Consider the following 4,523-nt stretch of genomic DNA (forward strand, 5'->3'; position numbering starts at 1 on the left):
CCGGACGCACAATTTTAATGGCAACACACGACTATGCACTTATATTAAAATACCCGTCTAAAACTTTAAAGTGCGATGACAATAAGGTGTTTGAAGTAGTACAACGCGCCGTTTAAAAACAACTTACAAAGGCCTACAACTATGAATGTTGATGACACCGCCATTAAAACAACCTATTTTAGCATAATAGGCAACCTTTGCCTGGCTATTATTAAAGGGCTTGCTGGTTTTTTTGGTAATTCTTACGCTCTTATTGCAGACGCAATAGAATCTACTACAGATGTTTTTTCTTCTTTACTGGTGCTAGTTGGTTTTAAATACGCAAAACGCCCTGCAGATAAAAATCACCCATACGGACACGGAAAAATAGAACCCCTAATTACCTTTTTGGTTGTTGCTTTTTTAGTTACATCTGCCACAATAATTGCTTATGAAAGCATACAAAACATACAAACACCGCACAAAATACCCAAAGCCTGGACGCTTATAGTTTTAGGAGTTATTATTATCTGGAAAGAAACCCTATACCGTATAGTTTTAAAAAAAAGTAAGGAAATACATAGCTCCTCTTTAAAAGCAGATGCTTGGCACCACAGAAGCGATGCAATAACATCTGTAATGGCGTTTGTTGGTATCTCTATTGCACTTGTTTGTGGTAAAGGATATGAAACCGCAGATGATTGGGCTGCTCTACTTGCCTCCGGTTTTATATTATATAATAGCTATTTAATTTTAAGACCTGCACTTGGCGAGGTTATGGACGAGCAATTGTATGATGATTTAATTGATGAAATAAGAAACAAATCTATACAGGTTGATGGTGTTTTAGATACCGAAAAATGTTTTATACGTAAAGCAGGTATGAAGTTTCATATAGATTTACACGCCATTGTAGACGGAAAAATTACAGTAAAAGAAGGCCATGATATATCTCACAAACTAAAAGATTATCTTATGGCAGAGATTCCAAATCTAGAATATGTTTTAATACATATAGAACCAGATACATACGAGTAGCACAAATACATTAAAATGAACAACAAACAACATCATAAGGGCAAACAACTAGCAACATTTGGCATTTGCGGCGTAATAGGTGGTATTGCATTACTTACACTACAGCAAAAAATACTTGGTATTATTTGTATTGCTAATGGTGCATTGCTTGCTTACACAGGTTACAAAAAGATGAAGACTGCTTCTGAAAACAAAGAATAACCTAAAACTATTTTTTAATAAAAAACCCGATAAACTTTAATAGTGTTTATCGGGTTTTTATTTTATAAAGAGAGATGCTTATTTAATCTCTAAAACTTCTAGATCAAAAATAAGGTCTTTACCTGCTAAAGGATGGTTACCATCTATAACAATAGACTCTTCTTTAACTTCTACTACCATTAAGTTCATTTCTCTACCATCTGGAGCTTTAGAAACTAATCCCATACCTACTTTAGGCTCCATATCTTGTGGTAATTCAGATTTTTTTACTTCTTGTATTAAAGCTTCATTAACCTCACCATATGCTTCTTCTTTAGCAATAGTAATAGTCTTTTTTTCGTTTAGCTTCATATCTATAACACCTTTTTCAAAACCAGGTATTAATTGTCCTTGTCCTAAAGTAAACTCTAGCGGCTCTCTACCTTCAGAAGTATCAAAAACTTGTCCGTCTGCCAACTTCCCTGTGTAATTTACTTTAACCGTGTTGTTTTCCTTAACTATACTCATATTGTATTTTTCAATTTTTAAAATATCCTTTGCATAATTTTTACGCAGCCTATATTTTATTTTAAACTTAGAATTATAAAAGCACTAAAACCAAGCCAAAGGAATAAAAACCTGACATAAAAGGGTGTAAACACTATTTTTATCAAACTAAAAAAAAGAAAAAAACGCTACAGCCCTTTATAAGTAGTACTATAGGGAGTTAGGTAAATGCTAAAAAAAAATATAAATTTAAAAAAAATGAAATCAGCAACTATGTCAGGTTTTGCTATAAAAACGGATATAAATTAATTGTAAACGATTACAAAATCAATAAAAATTAGCCCTTAAAAACAATTACATTAGCTAAAATGTTATTAGTAATTAAAGTATGAAAAATAGTCTTGAAGAATTTTCTAACACCTTAAAAGATTTTCAGAGTATATTACGTACCACTAAATTTGGGAGTAAAAACGACTTTTTAAACCGAGAGAACTCTGCACCTATAACTCACGTAAAAGAGAAAGTACTTTCTGCAGAACTAAGTTTTTTATACACCAATTATAGTACACTTTTAATTTTACCACACATACATATAAACACCTTTTTTAGCTTACACCCAAAGTTGCATATTTTTGGAAAAGGAACAGCTATGACTAAAAAACACAATCCTTGGAAAGATGGCAAAGTTGTAATTGGACATTCTTTTAATGCATCATCTAAAAAAATATGGGCAGATACTACACAAGAACACACTCCCATTTACGTTACAGATATAGAAGGCAATTTTATACAACTAACACCTACTATAAACCTATTTTTTAAATTATTAATTGAGTTGTGCATAAGCTATAATGACAATAAAGCCAAAGAACCAAAATGTGGTAGCCATACAAATTTATGGGATTTACACAGAGAAAAAGTAGTTTCTCCTTACTTTGCTAATCGTATAAAAGACTTAGTATCACCATACGAGGCATTTTTAATAACTGCCGTTTTTACACAAGCGTAAACTCTTACTTTCATTTCTATTTTCAATCAATTTTAAGTAGTATTTTTACCACATATTTTACACCTAAATAAATCTACTCTTATGACTTTAGAAGAAAGAATTGAAAAATCTGTAACTACAATTTTTAAAGCCGTTTTCCCTAATACTACTAACCATTATGACACTCTTTTTGGTGGTACTGCAATGCAACTTATGGACGAGACTGCTTTTATTTGCGCTACAAGATTTAGCAGGCAACAAATGGTAACTGTTAGTAGTGATAAAATAGATTTTAAAATGCCAATTCCGGCTGGTACCATTGCAGAATTATCTGGTTACGTTACTCACGTTGGTAATACAAGTTTAAAAGTTAGGGTAGATATTTATATAGAAGAAATGTACTCTAACTACAGGGAAAAAGCTGTGTCTGGCGAATTTACTTTTGTTGCTATTGATGAGAATAAAAAACCTGTTAAAATACTAAAATAGAAAGACTGCTATAGGTTGACTGCTATAGATTGGCGCACTACACTTATCGCTATTTTTAAGTTTAGTACTTGTTTTTCTGTTTTAAAAAATTAATAGTGCTTATATTGTTTTGGGAAGATCTATTTTAGGTTACCTTTTAACTTATATTTAAAAGCATACTTTTTAAAATGACAATAGATACAATACTTAACAATGTTTATACACTACCACAAGCCTCTTTAGCTAAAATTAAAGACAATACAGTAGAGGTGTCATACCCTAAAACACATTTAATTATAAAAGACAATACTGTAGAGCACAATATATATTTTATTAAAAAAGGAATTGTTAGAGCATATTCTGATTTTGACACAACAGAAGTTACCTTTTGGTTTGGTAAAGAATCTGAAACCATAATATCTATGCGTAGCTATATTGAAAACAAAAAAGGCTATGAGAAAATTGAATTGCTTGAAGATTATGATTTATATAAGCTTAAAACCAGTAAATTAAAACAACTTTTTTTTGATGATAAACACATTGCCAATTGGGGTCGTAAATTTGCAGAACAAGAGCTAATTAAAACTGAAGAACGCTTAATATCTAGACAATTTAGAACCGCTACAGAACGCTATCAAGATTTATTAAAAAATAATAGCGACTTAATTAAAAGAGTTCCGTTAGGACATATAGCATCATACTTAGGTATTACCCAAGTTAGTTTAAGTAGAATTAGAGCTAGCATAAAATAGTTTCATTTTTTATCATTTGTAAAATTTTATCTAATTACGTTGTTAGACCTTTGTAAAAAAAGAAAAACTATGAATTGGGTAATTTTACTAATTGCAGGTCTGTTTGAAGTTGCTTTTGCGTTCTGCTTAGGCAAAGCTAAAGAGGCAACAGGAACTGATATGTACTTATGGTACACAGGCTTTTTTATATGTTCTGCAGTTAGTTTTATTTTATTAATAAAAGCAATGCAAACCATACCTATTGGCACTGGTTATGCTGTATGGACAGGCATTGGAGCTGTAGGCACAGTACTTGTAGGTATTTTTGTTTTTAAAGATCCTGCCAATTTCTGGAGAATATTTTTTATAACTACACTTGTTGGGTCTATTGTTGGACTAAAAGCCGTGACACATTAATTAAAAAAGAAAAAAATGTCTGGAAAAACTAATTTATCAGAATTACTAAAAGGTATGACTCCTAAACTTAACAAAGGAGAATACGTTTTTTGCACTATAAAAGACAGTAGCTCGCTAAATCGTAAAAACATAATTTGCGAATTTAAAGAAGCAGAAGGTATTACTATTGTTACAACAAAAAGCTATGCTGACGAACAAGGTTTTACTTATAGTTT

8 protein-coding genes and 1 pseudogene are annotated in these 4,523 nt (G+C 31.2%); 8 read left to right on the forward strand and 1 reads right to left on the reverse strand.

Going from position 1 to position 4,523, the window contains the following annotated elements:
- From ABJD66_RS05525 to ABJD66_RS05535, 3 genes and pseudogenes are all read left to right on the forward strand, one after another.
- Positions 1-116: pseudogene (locus tag ABJD66_RS05525) on the forward strand (phosphonate ABC transporter ATP-binding protein); the annotation flags it as partial.
- A gap of 25 nt (positions 117-141) precedes the next feature.
- The gene (locus tag ABJD66_RS05530) at positions 142-1,017 is read left to right on the forward strand and encodes a cation diffusion facilitator family transporter (RefSeq protein WP_348129123.1); all 876 of its coding nucleotides are present in this window, start codon (positions 142-144) and stop codon (positions 1,015-1,017) included.
- A gap of 15 nt (positions 1,018-1,032) precedes the next feature.
- A complete protein-coding gene (locus ABJD66_RS05535; protein WP_100896602.1) occupies positions 1,033-1,218 on the forward strand; it encodes a hypothetical protein in 186 nt (61 codons plus the stop codon).
- A gap of 78 nt (positions 1,219-1,296) precedes the next feature.
- Here the strand turns inward: ABJD66_RS05535 and ABJD66_RS05540 are convergent, their stop codons facing one another.
- Complete coding sequence (locus tag ABJD66_RS05540) at positions 1,297-1,725, reverse strand: peptidylprolyl isomerase (protein WP_100896603.1); 429 nt, start codon at positions 1,723-1,725, stop codon at positions 1,297-1,299.
- Positions 1,726-2,092: 367 nt separating this feature from the next.
- Here ABJD66_RS05540 and ABJD66_RS05545 point away from each other — a divergent pair, with 367 nt between their 5' ends.
- The 5 genes from ABJD66_RS05545 to ABJD66_RS05565 all read left to right on the forward strand — a co-directional run.
- The gene (locus tag ABJD66_RS05545; protein WP_348129126.1) at positions 2,093-2,713 is read left to right on the forward strand and encodes a hypothetical protein; all 621 of its coding nucleotides are present in this window, start codon (positions 2,093-2,095) and stop codon (positions 2,711-2,713) included.
- Between the two features lie 81 nt (positions 2,714-2,794).
- Positions 2,795-3,181, forward strand: coding sequence for an acyl-CoA thioesterase (locus ABJD66_RS05550; RefSeq protein ID WP_303541221.1), 387 nt, complete (start codon positions 2,795-2,797; stop codon positions 3,179-3,181).
- A 167-nt stretch (positions 3,182-3,348) separates the two neighbouring features.
- Positions 3,349-3,912 (forward strand): Crp/Fnr family transcriptional regulator, encoded by a 564-nt coding sequence (locus ABJD66_RS05555; protein WP_348129129.1) that lies wholly within the window; start codon positions 3,349-3,351, stop codon positions 3,910-3,912.
- Between the two features lie 69 nt (positions 3,913-3,981).
- Positions 3,982-4,308: a multidrug efflux SMR transporter gene (locus ABJD66_RS05560; protein ID WP_348129132.1), complete on the forward strand. Its 327-nt coding sequence runs from the start codon at positions 3,982-3,984 to the stop codon at positions 4,306-4,308.
- Positions 4,309-4,323: 15 nt separating this feature from the next.
- A partial coding sequence (locus tag ABJD66_RS05565; RefSeq protein WP_348129135.1) for an ACT domain-containing protein occupies positions 4,324-4,523 on the forward strand: 200 nt, incomplete at its 3' end.

The organism is Cellulophaga sp. (genome assembly GCF_039943695.1).
Classification (GTDB): Bacteria; Bacteroidota; Bacteroidia; order Flavobacteriales; family Flavobacteriaceae; genus Cellulophaga.